This window comes from Ruegeria sp. BF7 (genome assembly GCF_056538605.1).
In genome coordinates this window covers 200,253-223,207 of the sequence record NZ_JBQFTM010000002.1, presented here as the reverse complement: position 1 = coordinate 223,207, position 22,955 = coordinate 200,253, and the positions used below count along the sequence as shown (strand labels likewise).

Here is a 22,955-nt window from a genome sequence, read left to right as displayed (position 1 = left end):
TCCAAGTGTTCCGGTCACAGTTTGCGAAATCACCGGGTGTGGGTCAATTGTCTGGTTCGACATCGTTTCCGTCCGAATTCAATACTCTGACTGCCAGCGTGCGCGTTATTTCGCGCTTTTCCGAGAGGGCAATTTGATCCAGTCGCGCCACGACCTCGGCGGCGGTTTCAAAGCGACGGTCCATGTGCTTGACCAGATAGGCAATGACCTCGGGCCCCGGGTTAAGCTGTCGGTCGATGAACAGCTTGGCCAGAACAGCCCCCAGCAGCGCGTCGTCGGGCGGGTCGAGCGCCACGTGATGCGCGCCTTCGATACGGCTTTGCAGGTCGGGCAGCGGCAGTTGCCATAGCTTTGGGGTCAGTCGCCCGGTCATCAGCAGGGCGTGCCCCTCGGCCAAAACCAGGTTGTGCAGGTGGAACAGGGTTTTTTGTTGCTCGGGATCGTCCGCGATCATCGGCACGTCTTCGACCGCAACCGGGGTTTGGGCCAAGGCTGGCACGTCGTCATATCGCAGGTCGTGGGCCTGAATGATGCGCCCTCCGGTATCGGCCGCCCAGACATGAGCCAGATGCGTCTTGCCAGCTCCGGCCGGGCCGCTGAGCACCAGTTTGTTGCCTGGCCACGAGGTTGCTGAAATCATCGCAACGGCGAGTGCATTGGCAGGCGAGACAAAGAAATCTTCACGGCCCAGAGCGGTTTTGGCCGGCAGATCAAAGCTCAGTTGTCGGGGCATTTATTCGTCTTCCTGATTCAGCCCTTCAAGGCCGGTGTACAAACGGCTTTCCAGATAGAGCGAGGTCAGGAACCGGGCCACGACACCCAGCGCCGCAGCAACAGGCACAGCAACCAGCATACCCACAAAGCCGAACAATGCGCCGAACACCGACAATGCCAACAGCAGCCAGACAGGGTGCAGACCCACCGAGCTGCCGACCAGTTTGGGGGTCAGGAAATTGCCCTCGGTCACCTGACCCAAGGCAAAAATACCGGCGACCAGCCCGATATGAACCCAATCCCCCCAGAACTGGAAAAGCGCGAGACCAATCGCCAGCGTGCCGCCGATCAGGGCGCCCAGATAAGGGATGAAGGTGACCAATCCGGCAATGAACCCGACGATCAGGCCGAATTGCAGACCAACGATCATCAGCGCTACTGCGTAGTAAGTTCCAAGGATCAGACAGACTGTCCCCATGCCGCGCACGAACGAGGCCAGAACGTCATCGATCTCACCTGCCAGACGTTTGATCGTGGGGGCGTGGTCGCGGGGCAGAAGCTCTCCGATGCGGGCGATCATGCGGTCCCAGTCCATCAACAGGTAAACCGCCACGACAGGCGCGATCACCAGCAGAACGGCTACGTTGATGGCAGAGCCAAGCGATGCGACGACCGATTGCAGCAAATCGCCGGTTTTCGATTGCAGGGTTTCGCCGATTGAGACCAAAGCCTGATGCGAACTGGAATTGCTGTCCAGCAGCGACGGGAATCGTTTCTCGATAAAGCCGCGCAGCTCTTTGAACAGGCTGGGCAGGACCTCGACCAGATCGATCAGCTGGGTGATCAATGCCGGTACCACCATCAGAATCATCAGGACAAAGCCCAAAACGCCGACAATGGTGATGATCCCGGTTGCCGCCATGCGCGACAGACCCAGATTTTCCAGACGGTCTGCAACTGGATCAAGGAAATAGGCGATCGCTCCGCCGATGACGAAGGGCAGCAAAACGTCACCAAGTGCCCACATCAGCAGCACAAATACCGCAGCGGCAACCCCCCAGTACCTGAGCTGATCCTTCACCGGCAAAGCCATGGCTGTCCCCTTGTTGTCGGCTCTTGCAGGTGTTCTTCGCTTATGCAGCGCCTTGATGCAAGCGCTTCATGCCCCTTGGATTTCGGCGTTTCAGTCGCTGAGCGTGCCCAGTTCAGGGGTCGCCTCGTCTGCTTTTTCATCCGGCCAGTTGGTGCGCCAGATTTCCGCCGACCAGTGACCGCAATGCACGGAAGGACGGTCGAAGCCGGGCAGGGAGGACAGCAATGGCGCGACCACCACATCATGACGGGGCACCGCGAAATAGGAAAACGAGTAGCGTTCGTGGCCCGAGCGATTGACGACGCGGTGCGGTGTGGATTTCAGACGACCGCCCGACCACAGCTCCAACATGTCGCCAATGTTGACGACGAAGCCGCCCGGCGGGCAGCTGGGGGTGATCCAGCCACCGTCGCGGGTCTGAACCTCAAGCCCGCCCACGGGATCGGGGGCGATGATGGTCAGCGCGTCGGTGTCCTTGTGCGGGTGGATGCCAAAGCCGCCCTCATCCGGCGCTTGAGGAGGGTAGTGCAGCAGCGTCATGTTGGTCATCGGTTCGTGGAATGCGTCGCGCAGGTGGCGTTCGGGCAAACCCAGCCCCATCTCAAGTGCGCCAAGCAACATGTCCGCCACGCGATCCAGTTGCGTCCAATAGCCAAGGATGACCGGGCCTGCCTCGGGCACTTCGGGCGGCCAGATATTCGGGCCGTAGAGCGTGCATCCCTTGCGAATGGGCGCGTCCGGCGCGGTCTCGTAGTGCAGCTTGTAGCCTTCGTACTTGTCGGCCTTGCCGGACCCGTCGTTGGGCGTGAAGAACCCCATCGGAATAAACCCGCGATAGTTCTCGCGGGTGATCGCCTGATCCCATTTGGCGCTTTCGTCGATGGCAAAGATGGCCTGAACGCAGCTGCGGACCTCGGCGATCGTTTGCTGGGCAATACCTGTACCGGTGATCGACAGAAATCCAATCTCGGTACAGGCGTCCATCACCTGCCGCACGGTTCGATCATAGTCGGCATGGGCGGGATCATGCAGCGGGATGATGTCGATTGTGGGGATATGGTCCATCAATGAATCCTCACACCCTGACGGTCCAGCTCGGCATGGACCGGAGCAAGGTTCAACTCGTGCACATCCTGATTGCTTTTCAGAGACAGTGCCGCAGCGATCCCTGCGCCTTGTCCCATAACGGCGCAGCACGCCATGTTACGGGTGGCGGCATGGGCCACCTTGTCTGCACCGTGCGACCGGCCCGCGACCAGTAGGCCTTTTATCCCCTTGGGAAGCATTGAGCGATAGGGGACCTGCATATACCGCCCAGTGGTCGGCAGGATCAGGATGCCATAGCCGTCGATGAATTCGGGGTAGATGCCGATGGTGTCCTCAAACCGGCCCTGATGGCGGGCGTCGTTCTCGGTCATGTTGTAAACGGCGTCGATCTTGCGGGTGTCGCGGATGCCGATGGTCATACCGAAATTCCGTAACCGCGCATTTTCGCAGCCGGGCATGTATCGACGCAGCGCTTCGATGGCCAGCATTGACTGACGGCGGCCTTCCATCTCACCACGGGTCAAGCTGTCGGGGTCGGTGCCGTCAATCTCGGCCAGATGGATGAGGTTCATATAGGTCAGTTCACCCGTGTCATGCATTGCCCCCCATGTGCCCGCGATGGTGTTCAGATGCGGCGGGATCAGACCCTCTTTGATGGCCTGCTGGAACGGCTTCTTGACGAAGGGCGAGAACATGTCGTCCTCCTTGCCACTGGTTTCGATGTTCCATTCTCCACCGCCGCCCCAGTCTTTGTAGGTCTGTGGATCGGCCTTGACGCCCTCCATGAAGGCGCGCTTGTCGACTCCGGCCAAGTGGAACATGACAGAGGCGGCCATCATCTCTTCACGAGGGGTCTTGAGCGTGGGTGCACCGGCACGATGGGCCACATCGGCATCACCAGTGGCGTCGATCACGACCTTGGCCAGGATCGCCTCGCGTCCGGCCTTGGATTCGGTGATGATGCCGGTGATCTGGTCACCATCCATAATGGGCGCGACGAACTGGCGATGCAGCATCGGGTGCACACCTGCTTCTTCGACCAGCTTGTCGGCAACCAGTTTGAAACCTTCACTGTCTAGCTCATAGCTGAGCGATTGGCTTTCCGGCACTGCCGCGCCCATGTCCTTGGCGCGAGCTTCGAACTCCATACCGATCCCACCGGCCTCAACTGTCTGTTCGTGGCGATACCAGGCGAAGCCCTCGACACCCACGGCGGTGATGTTACCGCCCATGCAGCCGAAGCGGTCGACCAGAGACACCTCGGCCCCGGCACGCGCTGCGGCCAACGCGGCGGCCAGACCAGCGGGGCCGGAGCCAACGACCAGAACATTGGATTGGTGGACTACAGGGATTTGACGGGCGGGTTCCTGAATGGTCTGCATCGGCGCCTCTTGAGTTTTGCATTCCTGTCACAATTGAAAACCCCAACTGGCGGGTCAATCAGAAAACCGACTGACCTCAGGTCGCAAAATCGCCAATGGCCGATTGCCCCTGGCGGGGCTTTGGAATAAGGACCTTTGAAGTCGAATTCACACCTTTAAAGGTTCATCAATGCGCCTCAGCCGTTACTTTCTGCCCGTTCTCAAGGAAAACCCCTCCGAGGCCCAGATCGTCAGCCACCGGCTGATGCTGCGCGCGGGGATGATCAAGCAAGCATCCGCTGGAATTTACTCTTGGTTGCCGCTGGGCTTCAAAGTGCTGCGCAAGCTGGAAAACATCATCCACGAAGAACAGGCGCGCGCGGGCCACATCGCGATCCAGATGCCCATTATCCAATCGGCAGACCTTTGGCGCGAGTCCGGTCGTTACGACGATTACGGTCAGGAAATGCTGCGTATGAAGGACCGCCACGATCGTGACATGCTGTTTACGCCGACTGCCGAAGAACTGGTGACCGATATCTTCCGCGGCCACGTCAACAGCTACAAAGATCTGCCGCTGACGCTCTACCAGATCCAGTGGAAGTTCCGTGACGAGATCCGCCCACGTTTCGGTGTGATGCGGGGCCGCGAGTTCTACATGAAGGACGGCTACAATTTCGACCTGACCAAAGAAGACGCGCTGCACGCTTATAACCGCCATCTGGTCAGCTACCTGCGCACTTACGAACGTATGGGCCTGCAAGCCATCCCGATGCGCGCCGATTCCGGGCCCATCGGCGGTGACGATACGCATGAATTCCTCGTACTGGCCGACACTGGTGAATCCGAGGTCTTTTATGACAGCGCCGTCACCGACCTGACCTTTGGCGACCGTCAGATCGATTTTGACAACCGTGAACAGTGCCAGGCCATTCTGGAAGAGTTCACTTCGAAATACGCCCGCACGGATGAAACCCATGACGAAGCGCTGTTCAACCAAGTGCCCGAAGAGCGTCGCCGCGTGGCCCGCGGGATCGAGGTCGGCCAGATCTTCTATTTCGGCACCAAGTATTCCGAGGCGATGGGCGCGACTGTGCAAGGCCCCGATGGCAAACCGACGCCAGTCCACATGGGAAGCCACGGCATCGGAGTCAGCCGCCTGATCGGTGCGATCATTGAGGCCAGCCATGACGAAAAGGGTATCATCTGGCCCGAAGGCGTGACTCCGTTCCATTGCGGTATCGTCAATCTCAAACAAGGCGACGAAGAAGCGGATGGAGCGTGTGAGAAGCTATACGGTGCCCTGACCGCGCTGGGGCTGGAGCCGCTGTATGACGACCGCAACGAACGGGCAGGGGGCAAGTTCGCCACCATGGACCTGATCGGCCTGCCGTGGCGCATCACCGTCGGTCCGCGCGGCCTGAAGAACGGCGTGGTCGAACTGACCAGCCGCCGCACCGGCGAAAGCGAAGAGCTGAGCCCCGAAGCCGCAGTGACCAAGATCGCTGAAATTTACCAGCTTGCAAACAGCGCCTGATATGGCTGGATCGGACATAGCTCTGCCTACGGTTTCCATCATTACCGTAACGCGCAACCTCATTGATGAGGGACGTGTCGATGCGATACGGGCGGCACTGGAGGCCGCCCAAGATCAAGGCGACGCGATTGTCGAGCATGTCATTTGGGATGGTGCGTCCACCGACGGAACAGTTGCGCTTCTGAAAGAACTGATCGCCGAGATTGAGGCGCGCCCAAGCTTTGTCCCGATCCGCTTTCAAAGTTTGCCGGACAAAAGTCTTTATGACGCCATGAACCGGGGGGTTGAGATTTCCCAGGGCGAGTACGTGGTCTTCCTCAATTCGGATGATCAGCTGGCGTCGCCGGATTGTCTGCAAAAGGCACGTGAAGAGATTGGTTCGGGCCGTCCCGATTTCTGCTTTGGACGAACCATCTTTGTTGAAAAGGATGGAAGCAAGCGGTTGTCGCGAGAGCGCAAGGTCCATTCGATTTTGCAACGCATTCCGTTTTGCCACAATTCCATGCTGATCCGGCGCGACGTGTTTGACCGTTTTGGAGGTCACGATCTGGATCTTCGCATTGTAGCTGACTATGACCTTGTGCTGCGCATGTTGTTTGCAGGATGCGAATACCAGATGCTGTCGGTTCCGATTGCGGTTTTCCATCCCGGAGGCGTCTCGGCGGATCAGATGAAAACGGCGCTGGAAATGACGAAGAGCTGGCGCAAGAACTACGCTCCGTTCTTCGGTGGGCGGACGTATTCCGAAGACGAAATGCTGAATTGGTTCCGGATAGGTCAGTTGCCGCTTGGGTTCTGCGTAAATCTGCTGCGCCAGTCCCGGAACCGGCCGCAATTGCGCAAAGCCGCCCTGCATAGTTTGAAAGTGACTTTGAGGCGCACGCTTCAGCCGTGGCGAACCTGGGATTACTTTTCAGACTGACCACCAGAACTCTGCGTCAATGGCTGCGCGCTAGGCATCAACCTCAATACCGCTTAGCACCCGGGGTTGCTAAAACCCTTGTAACGCTTACTCAAGGTCTGGCCGGGCTTCTATGTTCTTTTCGGTTCAGGGCGTTCGGCCAGAACGTCTCCATCCGCGCTGTTGCCGCGTGGCACAACGATCGGACGACCCAGACGCCTTACCAGTTCCCTGAATTCAAATCCCAGAAAATGCAATCCGCAGACCCTTGCGTCAGTTGCGCGATCCGTGATGCACAACCGCCCCTGACGGAACGCGAGGCGATAACCTTTGTCTTTCAGGATATCGGTCAAACTTGCCCAACTTGCCGCAGTGTCGAAAAGTGGGCGCATCGTAGCGCGCAACAGCGCCGCGGTTTCACAATCCAATTCTGAAGATGCGTTTCGGACCAAAATAGGGTCCAACAATTCCGTATTACTCTTTACAAACATGAGCGACCCCCGCTCTTTAAAATGGTTAATTACTTTCCCCCTAATGCTAGGGTGACAAAGTTTCGCAAAATAAGCAAAGGACGAAATAATATTGCTTAACGAATGTTGCATTTTGAGTTCAGTACCTCACGCAACTGCCGTATTGAATTCATAACTGAAACAATCAGGGTTTGTCTGTGAACGGTATCACAACCAAAGGTGTAGCCCTCGGTTTTACCATCTCCTAATACCAGTGCGGGAGCTTCGGATTCGGAGGTGATTCGTCCCATATCGCACCCCGAACTGATCGCAAGGCCGCTCATCCCAGGGCAGGGCGCGCATAACCAGCTTGACCATCCGGTGAAATGCCGAAAGGGTCGCGCCGAACAAAAAAGCCCGGAGCAGACATGGCCAAGACGCCCCCGCCCTTTGCCCCATTCGAATGGAAAATCGCCTGGCGATACCTGCGCGCGCGCAAGGCCGAAGGCGGCGTCAGCGTGATGACGTGGATTTCGCTGATCGGGATCACACTGGCCGTGTTCGCTCTTATTGCCACGCTGGCCGTGCGGTCGGGTTTCCGGTCAGAGTTCGTGGGCACCATTCTGGGGGCCAATGCGCATGTCACGGTCTACTCGGCAGGAAGCTTGGATGCGCAGGGGCGTCTGGACCGCACAATCGAGGATTTTGACGGTGTGGCCGACCGGGTCGCGCAGGTGCCGGGTGTGGTGCGCGCGGCACCTTTGGTCAAGGGTCAAGTGTTGATCACCAATCGCGAGCGCAGCAGCGGTGTCGAGGTGTTCGGCATTCAGCCTGACGATCTGCTTGACCTGCCGGGTATTGCTGAAAGTGAACAGGCGGCGGGTGATCTCTCCGAGTTTCGCAATGACGAGTTCGTTATCGCCATCGGCTCAGGCGTGGCACGCAGCATTGGGGCCACGGTTGGCGATACGGTCAAGCTGACCTCACCCAACGGGGTGAAGACAGCCTTTGGCACTTCACCGCGCGTCAGTGCCTATCGGGTGGTTTATGTATTTTCGGCTGGACGCTATGACATTGACCGCACGCGCGTCTACATGCCGTTCGAACAGGCGCAGAGCTTTTTCAACCGCGAGGGTGTGGCAGACGAGATCGAAGTGATGGTCGAGCGTCCCGAGGAGCTGACCCCGATCCTGATCCCGATCCTCGAAGCCGCGGGTGAACGCAGCCAGATATGGACATGGCAGGACGCCTCGGGCGGGTTCCTGCGCGCGCTTGAGGTCGAAGACAACGTGATGTTCATCATCCTGTCGATCCTCGTTCTGATCGCAGCTATGAACATCGTCTCGGGTCTGATCATGTTGGTCAAAAACAAAGGCCGGGATATTGGCATCCTGCGTACCATCGGCCTGAGCGAAGGGTCGGTCCTGCGGGTGTTCTTCATCTGCGGTGCGTTCACCGGCATCATAGGCACGGTGATGGGCGTCGTTCTGGGCTGCGTGTTTGCGATCTATATCGATCCGATCTTTTCGTTTGTGAACTTCGTCATGGGCGGCGGCGTCTGGGATCCGTCCATTCGTGGCATCTATGCCCTGCCGGCGGAACTGCACCTGTCGGACGTACTCAAAGCAATTGGATTGTCGCTGGGTCTGTCCTTTTTTGTCACCTATTTTCCCGCCCGCCGCGCGGCGCGGCTAAACCCGGTCGAGGCGCTGCGCTATGAATGATGTGACGTTGCGGTTGAACGGTCTGACCAAGACCTATCTGAAAGACACGCCAGGCGAGGTTCAGGTGCTGCGCGGTGCCGATCTGGACTTGCGCGCGGGTGAGGCGGTGGCGCTGGTTGCGCCGTCCGGCGCGGGCAAGTCGACCTTGTTGCACATAGCTGGTCTGCTGGACACGCCTGATGAGGGCTCGGTCGAGATCGCAGGCCAGAGTGTGACGGGCAAAGGCGACCGTACCCGCACCGCTCTGCGGCGGCGGGATGTGGGGTTTGTTTATCAGTTCCACCATCTGCTGCCTGAATTCACCGCGCTGGAGAATATCACCCTACCGCAACTGGCCAATGGCGTGTCCGAAAAGGCGGCACAAGAAAGGGCGATGGCTCTGCTGGACCGCGTCGGGGTAGCGCCGCGCGCGGATCACCGCCCAGCGGCCTTGTCGGGGGGCGAGCAACAGCGTGTGGCCTTCTGCCGGGCCTTGGCCAATAAACCGCGCGTCCTGCTTGCGGATGAGCCGACAGGCAATCTGGACCCCGAGACCTCGGATCAGGTGTTTGATGCGTTGATGGCACTGGTTCGGGACGAGGGACTCTCGGCGCTGATCGCCACGCACAACATGGACCTTGCAGCGCGGATGGATCGAAAACTGCGGTTGGACGGGGGCGTGCTTAGGCCAGTTGAGTAATGGCAACCCCTGCGGCCATCACGGCGATCCCGCCTGCGCGTACCCATGTGAGCGGGGTCACCTGCGCCCCAAACAGGCCAAAATGGTCGATCGCTGCTGTGCTGATCAGCTGACCCAGAAGAACAAAGAACACCGCGTTTCCGACGCCGAAATGCGGGGCGACATGGGTGATCGACAGCACGTAGAAGGCGATCAGGACGCCAGCCAGCAACAGATGTTTTGGTGCCTGCGCGACTTTGGATAGCGCTCCGAACCCCGGAAACAGCATCATCACGAGAGCGGATGCGCCGAAGGCGATGGCAAACAGGACAACGGCGGCAGTGGTCGGAGAGCCAATCAGCCGACCCAGGGCCGCGTTCAGCGCCGCAAGGATCGGCACGCCAATCCCGGCGGCCAACATGATGGCTACATATTGTGTCATTGCCCGTATCCTCTCGCTGCGTTGATCTGGATCATTGCGGCAAGCTGGCCCTCGGGCAAGCCTGTAAATGTCAATCAGGGCAGGAGGATGCGATGATCGGACCGATACGGAATGCAGTTTCAATAGGCTTGGTGGCACTGGCATCACAAGCTGTCGCTCAAGACGTTGAGACGGGCGCAGAGTTGTATCAGCATTACTGCGCGACGTGTCACGGGATCGACGCAACCGGTCATGGACCGATGGCCGGCGTGCTGGTCATTCAACCGGTCGACCTGACCAAATTGGCCGGGGAAGATGGCGTGTTTCCGACCGCTCGAGTCGTGGCGCGAATTGACGGGCGCGACCCGCTGGTCAGCCATGGTAGTCCGATGCCCGTCTATGGGCCTTATTTCGACGGTCAGGACACATCGATGAAAACGCCCGAGGGTCAACCGATCCTGACCAGCCAGCCGATTGTGGATCTGGTCGCATATCTGCAGACATTGCAGGGGCAGTAGGCGTTAGCGGCAGATTCCGTCGATTTCGGCGCCGCTCCAGGGGATCACGATGTCGCGCTCGCGCGGCTGGCCCGGCAAGGGCGACAGATCGAAATGCGCACCCAGCATGTCGTGCAGGCGCTGGGTGCGGGGGGCCTTTGGGTCCAGCGCCCTGCAGCAGACATATTCTTCGACAATCGCGCCCTGCTGTTCGAACCCGTAAGTCAGAAAATCGGACGAGGTCTCGATATCGAACAGATACGGGTCTTTATTGCCGCCGTGTTCGGCCGCGGCCCGCAGCGGGTGATAGCCGGTGGTTTCCCGGTTCTGCCATTGCCAGACATGAGTCAGTTCATGCGCCAGCAGCATCGCCGCGATCAGATTCATCTGCTCGGGGAAGTCGGACATATAGTCGTCAAGATACCAGTCGCGCGTGAAATAGACTTTGTTGAACAAGGCAACGGCGGCGGGTTTTGCGGTCACGACACCCTCGACCGGTGGTGGAAGGATACGTTCACGGCAGGCGAGACGCGGGCGTTCCTTGCGGTAAAAGGTGATCGGCGCGACAGGGGCACCTTCGACCAGACGCACGTGGTCCAGGTTCAAGGTCTCGCCCTGAACGGTACCGGCAAAGGCGCGCTCCTGATCCGTCAGCGGACGACCGCAGGAGGCGAGCAGGAATAGTAACGTCATCAAAATGCGCCAGGCCATGCTCAAAGCCTAATGTGAAGCGCCTTCGCTGCAACCGGTTTTCACAGGCTCATCGCTAATACGCGGCTTATTTCCGTCAGTGATCGCCCGGATTGGTCCATCCATGTGTTAAAGGCCTGTTGTACAGCCGAGATCGCCTTTTTCGAACTGGGGGCTTTGTCGACCACGCCCTCGGCAATCAACCGTGCGGTAACATCGCGCGACAGGATGAAACTGTCCCGCCCGGCAAAGCGCATGGCGTATTGGGCCGAGGCCCCGCCCAGACGCGACCCGCGTTTGCCCAACATCGCCAGCAGACCCACATAATCGGTCGAGGGCCAGCCGCCCAGAATCTGACCGACCCCGCCTTCCTGCCGCAGTTCCAGCAGAAACGCGGCATTGTCCCGGACGGTAGCGATCTTGGTGCCATTGCGCACAATGCGCGTATCCTGCAGCAGCGAGTCGAATTTCTCGTCATCCATGAAGGCACAGCGGCCAATATCGAACCCGTCAAAAGCGGTCTCGAACCCGTCCCACTTGTTTTCGATGACCTTCCAGTTGAATCCGGCCTGAAAGACGCATTTGGTGATGATCGAAAGCCATCGATCATCCGGCATGGCCGTCAATTCGGCCACGCTTTTGGGTTTGCTCAGCTTGGCCTCCAAGGCGTCGGGCCCGCCGTGGCGGTCGGCGGCCATGGTAAAGATGTCGTCGAAATGGTGCATCAGAGTCCTCCGACGGCAAGGTCGCGTGTTCGCCGCCGGGTTGCAAGTATTGGTTCCGAGCCGAATAGTGCTTGTGCGTTCGACTTGACTTCGGACAAAGACCACCCCTCATTCGGCGCCTAAACCGGGCCGACACTCACGGAGACCACTATGCTGGGCTGGAGCCTTTTCCTTGCTGCGCTGATTACATTCCTGCTGACCCACGCCATACCGGCGCGGCCGGCGATGCGCGGGCGGTTGATCGAGGTGATGGGGCGCAGAGGCTATTTTGTCGCCTATTCTGTTTTATCCCTGCTTGTTCTCGGCTGGCTGATCGTCGCCGCCGCGCAGGCGCCTTACGTCGAGGTGATCCCGCCCCTTGCCGTTCTGCGCTGGGTGCCGCTGCTGGTGATGCCGGTCGTGTGCTGGTTAGCCTTGGCGGGGATGTCGATTCAGAATCCGTTTTCGTTCGGCGGGCTGGGGCACCGCCGGTTCGAGCCGGAAAATCCCGGCATCCTGCGCACAACGCGCCACCCTTTGCTGGCGGCGCTGATGCTGTGGGCGCTGGCGCATCTGCTGGCCAATGGCAGCCTGTCGCATGTCATCCTGTTTGGTTTGTTCGCGGGCTTTGCCGTGCTGGGCATGTCTCTGATCGACCGCCGCAAGGCGCGTGAGATGGGGATCGAATGGACACGCCTGTCCCGCAATACCGCGCGGTTTTCCCTGCGGGCTCCGCGCCCTTGGCCCGGCATTTGGATTGGGTTGGTTTCACTTGCCGTATTTGCGGCACTGCTTCATCTGCACGCACCTGCGATCGGCCTGTCTCCGTTACCGTAACGCGAGGGAGTGGTCGGGCAGGGTCATGCGTGCTATCTGGAATGTCACAGTTTTAATTCGAGGGTCTTTCAATGTACCTGGCCTATGTCACCACCACCGAACGCGGCGCCACCGACCGCCTGCTGAGCGCCGTTGCCGAGCATCTGCAGGCCAAGGGTGCCCATCTTGCCGGTGTGGTTCAAACCAACAGCGAATGCGCGGACAGCAGCAAATGCGACATGGACGTACGTGTCCTGCCGGACGGAGAGGTCATACGAATCTCGCAGTCCTTGGGTGAACACGCGCGCGGCTGCCGGTTGGACCCGGCGGCGCTGGAACAGGCGGTGGGATATGTCACCAACTCGCTTGAAGACGCGCCGCAACTGCTGATCATCAACAAGTTCGGCAAGCACGAGGCTGATGGGCGCGGTTTCCGCCCGGTGATCGCCGAGGCGCTGGCGCAGGATATCCCGGTTTTGGTCGGCGTGAACGGTCTGAACACTGAAAAGTTCCAGGAGTTCACCGGCGACGCGGCTGAACAAATTGAGCCAAGCGTCGAGGCCGTTACTGAATGGTTTGACCGTGTCACAGCGCAACGCGCGGCTGCGGCCTGACGTAAGTTTCGTTGGGTAACGCACTGTAAACCTGACTTGTTTCAACATTCATGTGCTGCAATCCTCTGACCGCGGAGGAGGCAGCACATGTGGACCAACTGGGCCGGAAACCAGAGAGCCGAAACAGCGGTCAGACGCCCTGTCTCGATTGCCGAATTGCGGCAGGCAATAGCGGAAACACCCAGCCTGCGCGTTGTGGGGTCAGGGCATTCATTCACGCCGATCGTTGCGGGCGGGAACCGGATTCTGGACCTGTCTGAACTGGATCTACCGACGCTGGGCGACCGGGACGGTGACCGGATTTGGGTCAACGCAAATGCACGGCTGCGGGATCTGTCACCGGCGCTGGCCGCGCGGGGGCTGGCTTTTCGCAACCTCGGCGATATCAACGCACAATCTCTGGCCGGGGCGGCTTCGACCGCGACACATGGCACCGGGCGGACGCTGCCGTGTCTTGCCGCCGAAATCACCGCCGCGAAACTGGTCAGCGCGGGCGGAGATATCCTGTCCACCGAAGTTATTCCGCTTGAGATGGCGCAAGTCACGCTTGGGATGCTGGGCGTGCTGACCGAAGCGCAAATCTCGGTCGTGCCAAAATACAACCTGCGCCGCCGGGTGCGATTGGCCGATTTGCAGGATAGTCTCGCCGACATGCACCAAAACTGGGCGCAGAACCGGAATTTCGAGTTCTTCTACATTCCCTTCACGGGCAAGGCTGTCGAAATCCGTCACGACCTGACTGACGCGCCCGAGGAGGCGGCGCCGCGTGATCTGGACATGATCGCCGTCAAGGTGCTGAAGCTCGCGCGCAACGCAGGCCGGCTTAGTGGCGGGTTGCGCAGTATGCTGCTGAAGTTGCTGATCTTGGCCCACTCGAACGAAGATTATGTCGGTGAAAGTTGGCGAGTACTGTGCAGCGACCGGCATGTTCGGTTCAACGAGATGGAGTACCACTTACCGCCCGACGTGGCCGGAGACGTGATGAAAGAAGTCATCACTCGTCTGCATCGCGATCACAAGGATATCTACTTCCCGATCGAGGTGCGCCAGACTGCGGGCGACACGGCCTGGCTGTCTCCGTTCCAGGGCGGTCCTCGGATATCGATTGCCGTGCACACGGATGCGAATGAAGGCCATCGCCGATACTTCGACGCGCTGGAGCCTTTGTTTGTCGAGGCAGGCGGACGTCCGCACTGGGGAAAGATACACAGTCTGACCTACAAGGAGCTGTCAGGTATTTACCCGGATTTCGACCGCTTCTGCGCGTTGCGGGAACAATTCGATCCCGGCGGCAAATTCCTGACACCCGCTTTGACCAAACTGTTTCGGCCATGACTGAGTATCTGAAGAATCTGTCCGACACGTTGCGCGCGTATGGTGTCGACAAACCGGTCACGGTGGTCGATCTGGATCGGCTGGAGACGAATTGTACACTTGCCGTCAGAGGTACGGATGCCGTGTTGGACTGCCGTCTGGTCGCTAAGTCTCTGCCCTGTTTGCCACTTCTCGACCACATCCGCGGGCGGATTTCGACCTCGGGCCTGATGACCTTTTCCGAGCCGATGCTGCTGGCGCTGTTGCAAGCCGAGCCCAAGACGGATCATCTGATCGGCAAACCGCTTCCGGTCAGTTCGGCCGCTCGGGTTCTAGCCGCGTGCCCTGACGCCGCGGCGCGCGTTCAGTGGCTGATCGACACGCCGGAACGGTTGCAGGACTATCTGGCGCTTGCAACGGACAAACAATCCGCCTTCCGGTTGTCGCTGGAGGTGGATATCGGTCTGCACCGCGGAGGTTTTCAACCTGAACACATCGCGGATATCGCACAGGAAATCGATGCCAGCCCCAACGCGCGCCCGTCGGGCCTGATGGGGTATGAGGCACATCTGGCCAAACTGCCGGGGTTTTTGAGAAAACGCGCCACCCTTATGAGTGCAGTTGCCTATCGGCAGGCTGTTTCCGGTTTGCCCAATGGCGGAAAAGGGCTGTGCCTGAATACCGGCGGCAGCCTGACCTTTCAGTCCTATGGGGCCGACGGCGATGCGACCGAAGTTGCCGTCGGATCGGTTCTGGTCAAGCCAGGCGATTTCGACCACTCTTCGACGCAAGAGTTTCAGCCTGCGGCGTTCATCGCCACGCCGATTCTCAAGGCGATGCCTGGTAATTCTCTGCCCGGGTTGGATTTTCTAAGGCGAACCAAAACGGATATCGCAGTGTTCGGCGGGCATTTTCTGGCACAACCCGTCTTTCCCAAGGGGTTTCACTATTCCACGATCTTTGGTCGCTCCAGCAATCAGGAGGTCTGGACAGGGCCACGCGCGGCCATGGTTGCGCCCGGAGATATCGCCATACTGCGCCCAACCCAAAGCGAGGCCGTGCTGAACCAGTTCGGAACCATGCTGGCAGTACGGGATAATCAGGTGGTCGCAGAATGGGAATGCCTGTCGAATTAGCAGCCCGTTGCACTTTGTCATCATCTAAGGAAGATGGTGGGCGACCCTGGAATCGAACCAGGCGTGCGTCTCCGCGAGGGAGTTACAGTCCCCTGCCACACCTTGCGGCCTGTCGCCCACTGTCAGGCGTTGCACCTGACGTGGAGGCGTGATTACTAGCGCACCAAAGGAGCGTCAACAGGAAAATACCGCTTTGACGCAGGAAACCGAATTCCCGGCCCGGAGGCCCAAGAAATGAAGAAACCCAAGTGGGTCGTTGAAAAGGAACAGGCGCGCAAAGCGGCTGCTGCGGAAACTGTTTGGCTGTTCGGTCTGCACGCAGTTCGCGATGCGCTGATGAACCCCAAGCGGCAGAAACTGCGCCTGATCGTGACGCGAAATGCGCGTGATAAACTGGCCGAAGCGATTGAATTTGCGGGGATCGAGTCCGAAATGGTTGATCCGCGCAAGTTCTCGGCGCCGATTGATCCGGGGTCTGTTCATCAGGGCGCCGCACTGGAGGTCAAGCCGCTGGACTGGGGCAGTCTGGCCGAGAATTGTATCGGGCGCGAACACCCCCGCGTGATTCTGCTGGATCGAGTGACCGACCCGCACAATGTCGGGGCGATTCTGCGCTCGGCTGAGGTTCTGGGAGCTAGTGCGGTGATCGGCACGCGACACCATTCAGCTCCGGAAACTGGTGCGCTGGCCAAAACGGCAAGCGGCGCGCTGGAACGGCAACCTTATCTGCGGGTTCGCAATCTGGCGGACGCGATCATGGAATTGCAGAACATGGGCTTTTTGGTGCTGGGTCTGGATGGAGAAGCCGGCGACACTGTCGAGTCGGCTCTGGGCGGAAAGCTGGACCAGCCTGTTGCGTTGGTGCTGGGGGCCGAAGGGCCGGGATTGCGACAGAAAACCAAGGAAACCGTGGACCGGCTGGTGAAAATCGACGCAGCTGGCGGATTTGGCTCGCTTAACGTCTCAAATGCTGCCGCAATCGCATTATATGCCTCAAGGCACAGATAAACAGGAGAGACCCATTCCCAGCCCGTCAAAAATCGCCACCTGCTGCTATTGCGGAACCCGCGCTGCGCTGGTTTTGAAAGGAAAGCAACGTCAAGAGCTGAGTTGTTCAAGCTGCGGTGCGCCATTGCATGACCTGAAGATGGTGCCAAAACGCAAATTGAACGAGAACAAGGCAAGACGGGACGCCGTGAACGCAGCCGGTAAAAACAGGAAAAAGAAACAGAAAAAGAAGAATGGTGTCTTTTCACGTGTTCTGGATGAAGCATGGGACGTCATCGAAGATATCTTCGACTGAAATGACGTCTGGGCGACACAGTCGATCACAACCCCGTTAAATGGGGTTCCACTGGGCCGCAAAAATTGCATCTTGAGACCCTGATGTCTGAAGATCTAACACCGTTATGCTAACCCGACGTTTCCTTTTTGGCGTGATAGCCGCCGCTTTGATTGCTCCTGCCGCGACGGCGCAAGAGATGCCCGTATACTATGAGGCCGATGGCGCGGCCCTCGCAGGGTATGATCCGGTTTCTTATTTTGAAAGCGACGCACCCGTGCTGGGTCAGCCGGAATACGCAGTCATGTGGAAAGGGGTGGAATGGCACTTTGCCTCAGATGAAAACCGTGAAGCGTTCGAACGTGATCCGCGCGCCTTTGCGCCTCAGTTCGGTGGGTATTGTGCCTATGCCATGGCCAAGGGGATTCTGGTCGGCACAGACCCAATGGCATGGCAGGTGGTCGACGGTCGTTTGTATCTGACCCACTCACTTGAGATAGAGGAAATGTGGCGCGAAGCGACGGCCGAGTACATCCGCATGGCCGAGGCGCACTGGCCCGTTGTCCTGTACGAGCAATAGGCGGCGGTCCGCTTTTTGTGATATGTCATCACAAAAATGCGCACCCCCTCTTTTTTTCTCTAAACTTATGCCTAAATGTCACAGTGACCGCGGAACGGAACTGCCGCGGGTCATTTCACTGTCCCTCGTTCCAACAACTGGCGCTCAGGTTCGACCTGGGCGCTTTTTTCTTTTTTGCAGCCAGATTAGGGTGGCCGCATGAGCGAGTATTCCGATGCGTTTCTGAAAGACATCCTACAGCGCACCAAGGTGATTGCTGTGGTCGGCGTTTCAATGAATCCGGTCAGGCCCAGTTATTACGTGGCGAGATATCTGTCGTTGAAGGGGTTTACGGTCATTCCAGTCAACCCGGGCCATGCCGGGACTGAGCTGTTTGGTCAGACCGTCCGGGCCTCATTGACCGAGATACCCGAGTCTGTGGATATGGTCGATATCTTCCGCCGGTCCGAGGCCGTACCGCCAATCGTCGATGAGGCGCTGGCCGCCTTCCCGAACCTACGCACGGTCTGGATGCAAATCGGTGTCGAGAACGCAGATGCGGCCGCCAAAGCACAGGCGCGCGGCGTGGATGTGATCATGAACCGCTGTCCTAAGATTGAATATCAGCGCCTGTTTGGAGAGCTGCGCATGGGTGGGTTCGCCACCGGTGTAATCTCGTCCAAAATCTAGCCGCCGACATAGGGCAGCAATTCACCGTATTGTTCCACCCGGCGCTTTTCCAAGACAACGTCGCGCGGCACCCATTCGTATTTCGTGTCTTCGATCAGTGGCGACCAGAACAGCACACCGCCATAGCGCCAAGGGTCCAGCACCACGCCTTCAAACATCGACTCACCCTTGCGGCTGATGATGGCGGTGCTGTGGTCGATTCGGAATGGGTTGTCGGCATTGGCAATGGCGCGGTGCAGCTCAAGCGTCTGGAAGTTCTCTTGCTTCAACCGGCGTTCGATATCTTCGGCCCAGTGCCAGCACAGCCCGCGCGGGCGCAGGCCCTTGTTGACCTTGGCGTTATGGACCAGAGGAGGGTCGGTGATTTCATATTCCTGCACCAGTTGCGCGGTATAGGAATAGGCGACACGGGCGGCGCGGTCGGCCTCTTCCGGGTCGATATCCGGGCCTAGGCTGCGGATTTCGGTCGCCAGCCGCTGCACCTCGTTCCCCGTGGATGGCGGAGGGGCAGAACACGCGCCCAGTGTCACAAGGGCCAGAACAATGGCCAAAGCTCTGATCATTATTTGCCCTTCGATCTGTGGACCGTGAGGTCCGATCATAATGGGTAGGGCGGGGGGATGAAACCCCGCCGATTAGCCCTTGGGGCGGGCGGCTTTTTCAACGATACCACTGGTGCCCTGGCGCCGCGCCAACTCGGCCAGCACGTCATCCAGCGCCACGTCCCGCGAGGCCAGCATTACCAGCAGATGATAGAGCACATCCGCAGCCTCAGCCGTCAGCCCGGCTTTGTCGTTCTTGACGGCTTCGATGATGGCTTCAACGGCCTCTTCTCCGAATTTCTCGGCGCATTTCTCCGGGCCTTTGGCCAGCAGCTTGGCGGTCCAGCTGGAATCGGGATTGGCGTCCTTGCGGGCCTCGATAGTAGCGGCCAGATCGTGCAGAATGCTCATGTCAGCCTCATGGGGATGCCTGCGGCGGCCATGTGTTCCTTGGCCTCGCGGATGGTGTATTCACCAAAATGGAAGATCGAGGCGGCAAGCACCGCGCTGGCCCCGCCCTCGGTCACGCCTTCGACAAGGTGATCGAGATTGCCGACGCCGCCTGAGGCGATCACCGGCACGTCCACCGCGTCCGAGATAGCGCGAGTCAGGGGCAGGTTGAACCCAGCCTTGGTGCCGTCGCGGTCCATAGACGTTAACAGGATTTCTCCGGCGCCTTTGGCGACGACGGTCTTGGCGAATTCCACCGCGTCGATGCCGGTGGGTTTGCGACCGCCATGGGTGAAAATCTCCCACTTTCCGGGGCTGACGGTCTTGGCGTCGATGGCGCAGACGATGCACTGACTGCCGAACTGATCCGCCGATTCCGCGATCACATCCGGGTTCGCCACCGCGGCCGAGTTGAAGCTAACCTTGTCAGCGCCCGCCAGCAACAGGGCACGCACGTCATCCTTGGTGCGAACGCCGCCGCCCACGGTCAGGGGGACAAAACACTGTTCTGCCGTGCGCTGGACGACATCGAACATGGTGCCGCGGTTTTCATGGGTGGCGTGAATGTCCAAAAAACAGATTTCGTCCGCGCCGGCGGCGTCATAGGCCTTTGCCGATTCCACCGGGTCACCTGCATCGCGCAGGCCAATGAAATTCACGCCCTTGACCACGCGGCCATCGGCGACATCCAGACAGGGAATGATGCGGGTTTTCAGCATGTCGGCGTCCTTTGTTGCCGCACCTCTACCGGCAAAGCTCTGCCGATGCCAGACCTGAGAGTTTTGAAGATACCGCGCCGCGAGGCGTTGCATTAATGCGGCCTCAGTATTCTTAGTGCTGACAGAAGGTTACCCTTGTTGTCTGTCCACGGAACCCGACCATCTGTGGTCAGCTTCGTCCACCTGCCGGTGTCGACAAACGTTGCGATGCGGTTTTCGTCACGGCTCAGGATAACGACATGCGTATCTGACGCGCCCTGACTTTTGGCCTGCTCGTCGGCGTTGTACTTCTGGAGCGCGGCATGCAGGTCAAGCGTTGCAGCAGAACGCGCCAATTGCGGAGCAAGGTCATAGTACTGGTTCGAGATGTGAAAGACCAAAGTGCCGCCCTGGTTCAACTGGCTTAGATAGGTCTCGATCGCTTCGCGTGTAATCAGGTGCAGTGGAATTGCATCCGAGCTGTAAGCGTCGAGCACCAAGATATCAAACACGAACTTCTGGTGTTCCAGCACGACTCGCGCATCACCCATATGAGTTTCCGAATCCGGGGCGCATTCGGACATATACGTGAACAGGTTCGGATTGCGGGCAATACGATCGACAGTTTCATCGATTTCAAAGAACTCCCACGTTTGATGGGGTTGCCCGTAGCAGGCCAGCGCACCAGTCCCGAGGCCGACAATGCCAATGCTATCAGTGCTCAAACCGTATTCGGATGTCAGGACTTCCGCCATCGGCCCGTTAGGGTGGTAATACGAAGAAGCAACTGGTCGAGTGCCGGGGTCGGTTGGCGTTTGCCAGCCATGCATGGTGGTGCCGTTCTGGTAGACACGGAAACCGCCGCTATCAAAAACAGCATGGGTTCCAAAAAAGCTTCGGTCGCGGTAGAGCATCTCGTATTTCGGGAGCACGGTTGGCACCAGCAACACTACTAGCACCGTTGCAACGCGGGTCGGCGCGTTCCGGAAGGTCAGCAATACCACGGCGACCAATGCGGCAGTTACGATCGTAGTGAAGGCGTTTGCATCCGCTGCGCGTCCTTCGTTCAATACGCTGATCGCGACTGAAATCGGGGCGGCAACGGCAACCCCGATCAGGGCATGGCGAAGACTGAATGTTCCAGCCTGAAGCAGAAACAAACCTCCTGCTGCAAGAAGTGTCAGGCCAAACTCAATTTCCCGGTTAAACATCGCAGGCGCGATGATCGAGTTGAACAGCCCGCCGCAGGCACCTCCGACCGACAGTGCAAGGTAGAATATTGTGAGATGTTCTGCCGGTGGTCGGAATTCATAGAGAAGCCTGTGAGCGAACAGGGCGACCAAAAACAGCAGCGGAATATACACCAGCATAGCGGCCAAAGGCTGTTGCGAAGAACCGATTTTGGACAACATTGCAATGCCGATCGCTATGACAAGCAAAACCGAAGTCCTTAGGCCGTCCAGAGTATGTCGGCGCCATTTTGCGAAAGCAAGAATGAACGTCAGGATGTAGGTCGCAAGCGGCACGACCCAGATCAGTGGGATGGCGCCAAGGTCGGTGCTGAGCTTGGTTGTCGTGGCCAGCATCAGGGACGAGGGGATGAAGGCAATAAACACCCACGAGGCAATCGTTTTCGCGCTTAACGCTTTACCCACCTTGCGGGGTTCTTCCGGGTTCGCCGTTTCGGCAGGTCCGCGCAAGGCAATCAGGCCGCTGAGTGCCAGAAGGACGCCAAAGACGACAAATCCGGCAGACCAGAACAGGCTGATTTCCCGCGCGCCAAAGAAGGGATCGGCAAGCAGCGGAAAAGACAATAAGGCCATAAGCGATCCAACATTGCTGGCCGCATAGAGGAAATAGGGATCATTGGCCGACGGACCGCCCGATCGCGAATACCAGGCCTGCAGCAATGGCGCGTTGGCAGACAGAACGGCAAATGGAACTCCCACGCCGGCCGCAAATAACAAAAGTGTTTGCAGGGCGATGGATTGCGAGGCCTCGAACCTCCAGCCTTCCTGCGTGGCCAAAGGCAGAAAACTAAGCGCCACCAGCCACAAGGCCAGATGTGTTGCAAGTTGCCAGCGCAGGGTTAACCAGCGGGTCAACATGTGGGCATACAGGTATCCCAGGATCAGCATCAGCTGGAAAAACAGCATGGCGGTGGTCCAGACTGCTGGGGTGCCGCCGATTTTGGGCAATACGAGTTTGGCAAACAGCGGTTGAACAAAGAACAGTAGGCTAGCGCTGACGAAAATTGACGCACAAAAACTGATGACCGGAGCGTAACTGTGCCAATTTGCCGTTGGCTGTGATGCGTTCGAAAAAGACAAGGTGAAACTCCGGCATAAGCTAGCGGTCCAGCCGTATTGGCGAATCTTGACCTTTTTGCGGCTTATCAGTGCAAATTCACTGCGTTTGTGCGGAATTGTTTACGTTTCGAGATCGAAAGGCGCGCTTGGATGGTCTTCAGGTAAGTGTTCCCCGCAACCGGCAAAGCCCCGCCGATGCCGGACTTGTGATTGCCACATCCCTCAAACCTGTGAACACTGTCCCCAAATTCATCAGGAGATCAATGAGATGCGTAAACTCTTTTTGGCAACCGCTTTCGTAATTGGAGGAGCTGTCACAGCAATGGCAGACGATATCGTCAAGGTGAACACCGACAAATCCGTGTCCGAGGCGTTGGATGCGCTTGAGGCGGCTGTTGGCAACGCGGGCGCGACGGTGTTCGCTCGTATTGATCACGCAGCGGGGGCCGAAAAGGTCGGGCTGACCATTCCGGCCAATCAGGTTCTGATTTTCGGCAACCCGGCGCTGGGCACGCCCGCCATGCAGATCGATCCGCGTGCCGGACTTTTTTTGCCGCTGAAAGTGCAGGCCTACGAAGATGAAAACGGCCAAGTCTGGTTGGCTTATGAAGACCCGAAAGAGACCATGGACGAGCTGGACGCTGTCGAAAAATCCCCCGTCATTGAAAAGATGCGCGGTGCGTTGGCTAAGTTGACTGCAGTCGCGGCGCAATAACAAAAAACGGATGTGCCGGAAGAATTGACTGCTG

The 22,955-nt window shown here is 58.7% G+C and carries 26 protein-coding genes and 1 tRNA gene; 14 read left to right on the top strand and 13 right to left on the bottom strand.

The window, feature by feature from the left end:
- Positions 1-43: 43 nt before the first annotated feature.
- From ACR0IK_RS06960 to ACR0IK_RS06945, 4 genes are all read right to left on the bottom strand, one after another.
- Positions 44-733, bottom strand: a complete 690-nt coding sequence (locus ACR0IK_RS06960; protein ID WP_480640936.1) for an HdaA/DnaA family protein — start codon at positions 731-733, stop codon at positions 44-46.
- Complete coding sequence (locus ACR0IK_RS06955) at positions 734-1,807, bottom strand: AI-2E family transporter (RefSeq protein ID WP_480640935.1); 1,074 nt, start codon at positions 1,805-1,807, stop codon at positions 734-736.
- 90 nt (positions 1,808-1,897) lie between these two features.
- Positions 1,898-2,872: an isopenicillin N synthase family dioxygenase gene (locus ACR0IK_RS06950; protein WP_480640934.1), complete on the bottom strand. Its 975-nt coding sequence runs from the start codon at positions 2,870-2,872 to the stop codon at positions 1,898-1,900.
- Positions 2,872-4,236 (bottom strand): FAD-dependent oxidoreductase, encoded by a 1,365-nt coding sequence (locus ACR0IK_RS06945; RefSeq protein ID WP_480640933.1) that lies wholly within the window; start codon positions 4,234-4,236, stop codon positions 2,872-2,874. Before ACR0IK_RS06945 ends, ACR0IK_RS06950 begins: the two co-directional genes overlap by 1 nt.
- Before the next feature lie 169 nt (positions 4,237-4,405).
- Here ACR0IK_RS06945 and proS point away from each other — a divergent pair, with 169 nt between their 5' ends.
- Both proS and ACR0IK_RS06935 read left to right on the top strand, forming a co-directional pair.
- Positions 4,406-5,752, top strand: a complete 1,347-nt coding sequence (proS, locus tag ACR0IK_RS06940; RefSeq protein ID WP_480640932.1) for a proline--tRNA ligase — start codon at positions 4,406-4,408, stop codon at positions 5,750-5,752.
- 1 nt (position 5,753) lies between these two features.
- Positions 5,754-6,674, top strand: a complete 921-nt coding sequence (locus ACR0IK_RS06935) for a glycosyltransferase family 2 protein (RefSeq protein WP_480640931.1) — start codon at positions 5,754-5,756, stop codon at positions 6,672-6,674.
- A gap of 110 nt (positions 6,675-6,784) precedes the next feature.
- On the opposite strand, the gene ACR0IK_RS06930 is transcribed toward ACR0IK_RS06935, so the two are convergent.
- Positions 6,785-7,144 (bottom strand): hypothetical protein, encoded by a 360-nt coding sequence (locus ACR0IK_RS06930; protein WP_480640930.1) that lies wholly within the window; start codon positions 7,142-7,144, stop codon positions 6,785-6,787.
- Between the two features lie 386 nt (positions 7,145-7,530).
- Here ACR0IK_RS06930 and ACR0IK_RS06925 point away from each other — a divergent pair, with 386 nt between their 5' ends.
- On the top strand, positions 7,531-8,826 hold the full coding sequence (locus tag ACR0IK_RS06925) for a lipoprotein-releasing ABC transporter permease subunit (protein ID WP_480589974.1): 1,296 nt from the start codon (positions 7,531-7,533) through the stop codon (positions 8,824-8,826).
- The gene (locus ACR0IK_RS06920; RefSeq protein WP_480589972.1) at positions 8,819-9,505 is read left to right on the top strand and encodes an ABC transporter ATP-binding protein; all 687 of its coding nucleotides are present in this window, start codon (positions 8,819-8,821) and stop codon (positions 9,503-9,505) included. Before ACR0IK_RS06925 ends, ACR0IK_RS06920 begins: the two co-directional genes overlap by 8 nt.
- Here ACR0IK_RS06920 and ACR0IK_RS06915 read toward each other — a convergent pair.
- Positions 9,489-9,926 carry a DMT family transporter gene (locus ACR0IK_RS06915; RefSeq protein ID WP_480589970.1) on the bottom strand — a complete coding sequence of 146 codons (438 nt, stop codon included), beginning with the start codon at positions 9,924-9,926 and terminating at the stop codon, positions 9,489-9,491. The genes ACR0IK_RS06920 and ACR0IK_RS06915 overlap by 17 nt on opposite strands.
- Before the next feature lie 92 nt (positions 9,927-10,018).
- Between ACR0IK_RS06915 and ACR0IK_RS06910 the strand changes: the two genes are divergently transcribed.
- Positions 10,019-10,423: a c-type cytochrome gene (locus ACR0IK_RS06910; protein WP_480589968.1), complete on the top strand. Its 405-nt coding sequence runs from the start codon at positions 10,019-10,021 to the stop codon at positions 10,421-10,423.
- A 3-nt stretch (positions 10,424-10,426) separates the two neighbouring features.
- On the opposite strand, the gene ACR0IK_RS06905 is transcribed toward ACR0IK_RS06910, so the two are convergent.
- Complete coding sequence (locus ACR0IK_RS06905; protein ID WP_480640929.1) at positions 10,427-11,095, bottom strand: hypothetical protein; 669 nt, start codon at positions 11,093-11,095, stop codon at positions 10,427-10,429.
- Between the two features lie 59 nt (positions 11,096-11,154).
- Positions 11,155-11,817: a DNA-3-methyladenine glycosylase I gene (locus tag ACR0IK_RS06900; protein WP_480640928.1), complete on the bottom strand. Its 663-nt coding sequence runs from the start codon at positions 11,815-11,817 to the stop codon at positions 11,155-11,157.
- Between the two features lie 150 nt (positions 11,818-11,967).
- On the opposite strand from ACR0IK_RS06900, the gene ACR0IK_RS06895 reads away from it, so the two are divergent.
- From ACR0IK_RS06895 to ACR0IK_RS06880, 4 genes are all read left to right on the top strand, one after another.
- Positions 11,968-12,633: an NnrU family protein gene (locus tag ACR0IK_RS06895; RefSeq protein ID WP_480640927.1), complete on the top strand. Its 666-nt coding sequence runs from the start codon at positions 11,968-11,970 to the stop codon at positions 12,631-12,633.
- Between the two features lie 71 nt (positions 12,634-12,704).
- Complete coding sequence (locus ACR0IK_RS06890) at positions 12,705-13,226, top strand: DUF2478 domain-containing protein (protein WP_480589960.1); 522 nt, start codon at positions 12,705-12,707, stop codon at positions 13,224-13,226.
- A gap of 87 nt (positions 13,227-13,313) precedes the next feature.
- The gene (locus ACR0IK_RS06885) at positions 13,314-14,561 is read left to right on the top strand and encodes a D-arabinono-1,4-lactone oxidase (RefSeq protein WP_480640926.1); all 1,248 of its coding nucleotides are present in this window, start codon (positions 13,314-13,316) and stop codon (positions 14,559-14,561) included.
- Positions 14,558-15,676 carry an alanine racemase gene (locus ACR0IK_RS06880; protein ID WP_480640924.1) on the top strand — a complete coding sequence of 373 codons (1,119 nt, stop codon included), beginning with the start codon at positions 14,558-14,560 and terminating at the stop codon, positions 15,674-15,676. The genes ACR0IK_RS06885 and ACR0IK_RS06880 overlap by 4 nt, the downstream gene beginning before the upstream one ends.
- Before the next feature lie 34 nt (positions 15,677-15,710).
- Here ACR0IK_RS06880 and ACR0IK_RS06875 read toward each other — a convergent pair.
- Positions 15,711-15,794, bottom strand: a tRNA-Tyr gene (locus ACR0IK_RS06875).
- 116 nt (positions 15,795-15,910) lie between these two features.
- Here ACR0IK_RS06875 and rlmB point away from each other — a divergent pair.
- The 4 genes from rlmB (at position 15,911) to ACR0IK_RS06855 (ending at position 18,207) form a co-directional block, all read left to right on the top strand.
- Entirely contained in the window at positions 15,911-16,684 is a 774-nt protein-coding gene (rlmB, locus tag ACR0IK_RS06870; RefSeq protein WP_480640923.1) for a 23S rRNA (guanosine(2251)-2'-O)-methyltransferase RlmB, read from the top strand.
- A complete protein-coding gene (locus tag ACR0IK_RS06865; RefSeq protein WP_480640921.1) occupies positions 16,665-16,979 on the top strand; it encodes a hypothetical protein in 315 nt (104 codons plus the stop codon). The genes rlmB and ACR0IK_RS06865 overlap by 20 nt, the downstream gene beginning before the upstream one ends.
- A gap of 178 nt (positions 16,980-17,157) precedes the next feature.
- Entirely contained in the window at positions 17,158-17,538 is a 381-nt protein-coding gene (locus tag ACR0IK_RS06860; RefSeq protein ID WP_480640920.1) for a YHS domain-containing (seleno)protein, read from the top strand.
- Positions 17,539-17,736: 198 nt separating this feature from the next.
- Positions 17,737-18,207: a CoA-binding protein gene (locus ACR0IK_RS06855; protein ID WP_480640919.1), complete on the top strand. Its 471-nt coding sequence runs from the start codon at positions 17,737-17,739 to the stop codon at positions 18,205-18,207.
- Here ACR0IK_RS06855 and ACR0IK_RS06850 read toward each other — a convergent pair.
- The 4 genes from ACR0IK_RS06850 to ACR0IK_RS06835 all read right to left on the bottom strand — a co-directional run bounded on the left by ACR0IK_RS06850 (position 18,204) and on the right by ACR0IK_RS06835 (position 22,053).
- Entirely contained in the window at positions 18,204-18,770 is a 567-nt protein-coding gene (locus ACR0IK_RS06850; protein ID WP_480589946.1) for a hypothetical protein, read from the bottom strand. The genes ACR0IK_RS06855 and ACR0IK_RS06850 overlap by 4 nt on opposite strands.
- Before the next feature lie 72 nt (positions 18,771-18,842).
- On the bottom strand, positions 18,843-19,160 hold the full coding sequence (locus tag ACR0IK_RS06845) for a phosphoribosyl-ATP diphosphatase (RefSeq protein WP_480640918.1): 318 nt from the start codon (positions 19,158-19,160) through the stop codon (positions 18,843-18,845).
- Positions 19,157-19,918: an imidazole glycerol phosphate synthase subunit HisF gene (gene hisF / locus ACR0IK_RS06840; protein ID WP_480641145.1), complete on the bottom strand. Its 762-nt coding sequence runs from the start codon at positions 19,916-19,918 to the stop codon at positions 19,157-19,159. The genes ACR0IK_RS06845 and hisF overlap by 4 nt, the downstream gene beginning before the upstream one ends.
- Before the next feature lie 92 nt (positions 19,919-20,010).
- Positions 20,011-22,053: a fused MFS/spermidine synthase gene (locus ACR0IK_RS06835; RefSeq protein ID WP_480640917.1), complete on the bottom strand. Its 2,043-nt coding sequence runs from the start codon at positions 22,051-22,053 to the stop codon at positions 20,011-20,013.
- A gap of 475 nt (positions 22,054-22,528) precedes the next feature.
- Between ACR0IK_RS06835 and ACR0IK_RS06830 the strand changes: the two genes are divergently transcribed.
- Entirely contained in the window at positions 22,529-22,921 is a 393-nt protein-coding gene (locus tag ACR0IK_RS06830) for a DUF302 domain-containing protein (RefSeq protein ID WP_480640916.1), read from the top strand.
- Positions 22,922-22,955: the final 34 nt, after the last annotated feature.

Bases quoted from the DNA above. Each gene is read 5' to 3' on its own strand.
- ACR0IK_RS06880 (WP_480640924.1), top strand. From the start codon at position 14,558: ATGACTGAGTATCTGAAGAATCTGTCCGACACGTTGCGCGCGTATGGT.
- ACR0IK_RS06835 (WP_480640917.1), bottom strand. From the start codon at position 22,053: ATGCTGTTTTTCCAGCTGATGCTGATCCTGGGATACCTGTATGCCCAC.
- ACR0IK_RS06960 (WP_480640936.1), bottom strand. From the start codon at position 733: ATGCCCCGACAACTGAGCTTTGATCTGCCGGCCAAAACCGCTCTGGGC.
- ACR0IK_RS06905 (WP_480640929.1), bottom strand. From the start codon at position 11,095: ATGACGTTACTATTCCTGCTCGCCTCCTGCGGTCGTCCGCTGACGGAT.
- ACR0IK_RS06935 (WP_480640931.1), top strand. From the start codon at position 5,754: ATGGCTGGATCGGACATAGCTCTGCCTACGGTTTCCATCATTACCGTA.
- ACR0IK_RS06850 (WP_480589946.1), bottom strand. From the start codon at position 18,770: ATGATCAGAGCTTTGGCCATTGTTCTGGCCCTTGTGACACTGGGCGCG.
- ACR0IK_RS06930 (WP_480640930.1), bottom strand. From the start codon at position 7,144: ATGTTTGTAAAGAGTAATACGGAATTGTTGGACCCTATTTTGGTCCGA.
- ACR0IK_RS06895 (WP_480640927.1), top strand. From the start codon at position 11,968: ATGCTGGGCTGGAGCCTTTTCCTTGCTGCGCTGATTACATTCCTGCTG.
- ACR0IK_RS06885 (WP_480640926.1), top strand. From the start codon at position 13,314: ATGTGGACCAACTGGGCCGGAAACCAGAGAGCCGAAACAGCGGTCAGA.
- ACR0IK_RS06915 (WP_480589970.1), bottom strand. From the start codon at position 9,926: ATGACACAATATGTAGCCATCATGTTGGCCGCCGGGATTGGCGTGCCG.
- ACR0IK_RS06945 (WP_480640933.1), bottom strand. From the start codon at position 4,236: ATGCAGACCATTCAGGAACCCGCCCGTCAAATCCCTGTAGTCCACCAA.
- ACR0IK_RS06955 (WP_480640935.1), bottom strand. From the start codon at position 1,807: ATGGCTTTGCCGGTGAAGGATCAGCTCAGGTACTGGGGGGTTGCCGCT.
- ACR0IK_RS06910 (WP_480589968.1), top strand. From the start codon at position 10,019: ATGATCGGACCGATACGGAATGCAGTTTCAATAGGCTTGGTGGCACTG.
- ACR0IK_RS06920 (WP_480589972.1), top strand. From the start codon at position 8,819: ATGAATGATGTGACGTTGCGGTTGAACGGTCTGACCAAGACCTATCTG.
- ACR0IK_RS06860 (WP_480640920.1), top strand. From the start codon at position 17,158: ATGCCCGTATACTATGAGGCCGATGGCGCGGCCCTCGCAGGGTATGAT.
- ACR0IK_RS06950 (WP_480640934.1), bottom strand. From the start codon at position 2,872: ATGGACCATATCCCCACAATCGACATCATCCCGCTGCATGATCCCGCC.
- ACR0IK_RS06855 (WP_480640919.1), top strand. From the start codon at position 17,737: ATGAGCGAGTATTCCGATGCGTTTCTGAAAGACATCCTACAGCGCACC.
- rlmB (WP_480640923.1), top strand. From the start codon at position 15,911: ATGAAGAAACCCAAGTGGGTCGTTGAAAAGGAACAGGCGCGCAAAGCG.
- proS (WP_480640932.1), top strand. From the start codon at position 4,406: ATGCGCCTCAGCCGTTACTTTCTGCCCGTTCTCAAGGAAAACCCCTCC.
- ACR0IK_RS06845 (WP_480640918.1), bottom strand. From the start codon at position 19,160: ATGAGCATTCTGCACGATCTGGCCGCTACTATCGAGGCCCGCAAGGAC.
- ACR0IK_RS06865 (WP_480640921.1), top strand. From the start codon at position 16,665: ATGCCTCAAGGCACAGATAAACAGGAGAGACCCATTCCCAGCCCGTCA.
- hisF (WP_480641145.1), bottom strand. From the start codon at position 19,918: ATGCTGAAAACCCGCATCATTCCCTGTCTGGATGTCGCCGATGGCCGC.
- ACR0IK_RS06890 (WP_480589960.1), top strand. From the start codon at position 12,705: ATGTACCTGGCCTATGTCACCACCACCGAACGCGGCGCCACCGACCGC.
- ACR0IK_RS06830 (WP_480640916.1), top strand. From the start codon at position 22,529: ATGGCAGACGATATCGTCAAGGTGAACACCGACAAATCCGTGTCCGAG.
- ACR0IK_RS06925 (WP_480589974.1), top strand. From the start codon at position 7,531: ATGGCCAAGACGCCCCCGCCCTTTGCCCCATTCGAATGGAAAATCGCC.
- ACR0IK_RS06900 (WP_480640928.1), bottom strand. From the start codon at position 11,817: ATGCACCATTTCGACGACATCTTTACCATGGCCGCCGACCGCCACGGC.